The 3067-nt window shown below is 52.3% G+C and carries 1 rRNA gene; it reads left to right on the plus strand.

The annotated features are described in order from the left end of the window. Window positions 1–156: 156 nt before the first annotated feature. Window positions 157–3046: ribosomal RNA gene (locus AB5Y82_RS10615) — 23S ribosomal RNA — on the plus strand. Window positions 3047–3067: the final 21 nt, after the last annotated feature.

Genomic DNA, 3067 nt, shown 5'->3' on the forward strand with positions numbered 1-3067 from the left:
TGCTCTTTAACAATCTGGAAAGCTGATTTAAAAAGTAGTTCTCAAACATTTGTTACAAGTGCTTTGGAAACTTCTTGGCGAAAACCAAAATTTATTTTGGTCCTTGTTGTACAACAACAAGACGCGTCGTTTCGACGACACTTCTTGGGGTTGTATGGTTAAGTGACTAAGCGTACATGGTGGATGCCTTGGCAGTCAGAGGCGATGAAGGACGTACTAACCTGCGATAAGCTGTGAGAAGTCGGTAAGAGACGCTATTACTCACAGATTTCCGAATGGGGAAACCCACCCGAGATAACTCGGGTATCTGTTACTGAATACATAGGTAACAGAGGCGAACCGGGAGAACTGAAACATCTAAGTACCCCGAGGAAAAGAAATCAACCGAGATTCCCTCAGTAGCGGCGAGCGAACGGGGATTAGCCCTTAAGCATCTTGGAAGTTAGTGGAACGGTCCTGGAAAGGCCGGCGATACAGGGTGATAGCCCCGTACACGAAAACAACCTTGATGTGAAATCGAGTAGGGCGGGACACGTGACATCCTGTCTGAATATGGGGGGACCATCCTCCAAGGCTAAATACTCCTGACTGACCGATAGTGAACCAGTACCGTGAGGGAAAGGCGAAAAGAACCCCTGTGAGGGGAGTGAAATAGAACCTGAAACCGTGTACGTACAAGCAGTGGGAGCCCTTCGGGGTGACTGCGTACCTTTTGTATAATGGGTCAGCGACTTACATTTTGTAGCGAGGTTAACCGTATAGGGGAGCCGTAGGGAAACCGAGTCTTAACTGGGCGTCTAGTTGCAAGGTGTAGACCCGAAACCGGGTGATCTAGCCATGGGCAGGTTGAAGGTTGAGTAACATCAACTGGAGGACCGAACCCACTAACGTTGCAAAGTTAGGGGATGACCTGTGGCTGGGGGTGAAAGGCCAATCAAACTCGGAGATAGCTGGTTCTCCCCGAAAGCTATTTAGGTAGCGCCTCGGACGAATACTACTGGGGGTAGAGCACTGTTTGGGCTAGGGGGTCATCCCGACTTACCAACCCCATGCAAACTCCGAATACCAGTAAGTAATATCCGGGAGACACACGGCGGGTGCTAACGTCCGTCGTGAAGAGGGAAACAACCCAGACCGCCGGCTAAGGTCCCAAAGTTCTGGTTAAGTGGGAAACGATGTGGGAAGGCTCAGACAGCTAGGATGTTGGCTTAGAAGCAGCCATCATTTAAAGAAAGCGTAATAGCTCACTAGTCGAGTCGGCCTGCGCGGAAGATGTAACGGGGCTCAAACCAGGCACCGAAGCCGCGGATTCATACTTATGTATGAGTGGTAGGGGAGCGTTCTGTAAGTCTGCGAAGGTGTATCGAGAGGTATGCTGGAGATATCAGAAGTGCGAATGCTGACGTAAGTAACGATAAAGGGGGTGAAAAGCCTCCTCGCCGGAAGACCAAGGGTTCCTGTCCAACGTTAATCGGGGCAGGGTGAGTCGACCCCTAAGGCGAGGCCGAAAGGCGTAGTCGATGGGAAGCAGGTTAATATTCCTGCACGACTTGTAATTGCGATGGGGGGACGGAGAAGGCTAGGTGGGCCAGGCGACGGTTGTCCTGGTGAAAGTGCGTAGGTGGTGTTTCTAGGCAAATCCGGAGACACAACACTGAGACACGAGACGAACACACTACGGTGTGGAAGCCATTGATGCCCTGCTTCCAGGAAAAGCCTCTAAGCTTCAGATTACAAGTCATCGTACCCCAAACCGACACAGGTGGTCGGGTAGAGAATACCAAGGCGCTTGAGAGAACTCGGGTGAAGGAACTAGGCAAAATAGAACCGTAACTTCGGGAGAAGGTTCGCTCTTGACAGTGAAGTCCCTTGCGGATGGAGCAGTTGGGAGTCGCAGTGACCAGATGGCTGGGACTGTTTATCAAAAACACAGCACTCTGCAAACACGAAAGTGGACGTATAGGGTGTGACACCTGCCCGGTGCCGGAAGGTTAATTGATGGGGTTAGCGCAAGCGAAGCTCTTGATCGAAGCCCCGGTAAACGGCGGCCGTAACTATAACGGTCCTAAGGTAGCGAAATTCCTTGTCGGGTAAGTTCCGACCTGCACGAATGGTGTAACCATGGCCATGCTGTCTCCACCCGAGACTCAGTGAAATCGAATTCGCCGTGAAGATGCGGTGTACCCGCGGCTAGACGGAAAGACCCCGTGAACCTTTACTACAGCTTGGCACTGAACATTGAACCTACATGTGTAGGATAGGTGGGAGGCTTTGAAGGCGTGACGCCAGTTGCGCTGGAGCCGTCCTTGAAATACCACCCTTGTATGTTTGATGTTCTAACGCAGGGCCCTGAATCGGGCTCGCGGACAGTGCCTGGTGGGTAGTTTGACTGGGGCGGTCTCCTCCCAAAGAGTAACGGAGGAGCACGAAGGTTGGCTAATCCTGGTCGGACATCAGGAGGTTAGTGCAATGGCATAAGCCAGCTTAACTGCGAGACGGACAGGTCGAGCAGGTACGAAAGTAGGTCATAGTGATCCGGTGGTTCTGAATGGAAGGGCCATCGCTCAACGGATAAAAGGTACTCCGGGGATAACAGGCTGATACCGCCCAAGAGTTCATATCGACGGCGGTGTTTGGCACCTCGATGTCGGCTCATCACATCCTGGGGCTGAAGTCGGTCCCAAGGGTATGGCTGTTCGCCATTTAAAGTGGTACGCGAGCTGGGTTCAGAACGTCGTGAGACAGTTCGGTCCCTATCTGCCGTGGGCGTTGGATGATTGAAGGGAGTTGCTCCTAGTACGAGAGGACCGGAGTGAACGAACCTCTGGTGTTCGGGTTGTCACGCCAGTGGCACTGCCCGGTAGCTAAGTTCGGAATCGATAACCGCTGAAAGCATCTAAGCGGGAAGCGAGCCCTGAGATGAGTCATCCCTGACCCCTTGAGGGTCCTAAAGGGCCGTTGGAGACCACAACGTTGATAGGTGGGGTGTGTAAGCGCGGTGACGTGTTGAGCTAACCCATACTAATTACCCGTGAGGCTTAACCATACAACACCCAAGAAGTGTTCT

The sequence above is a fragment of the Aeromonas sp. s13 genome (assembly GCF_040907905.1).
Classification (GTDB): domain Bacteria; phylum Pseudomonadota; class Gammaproteobacteria; order Enterobacterales; family Aeromonadaceae; genus Aeromonas; species Aeromonas veronii.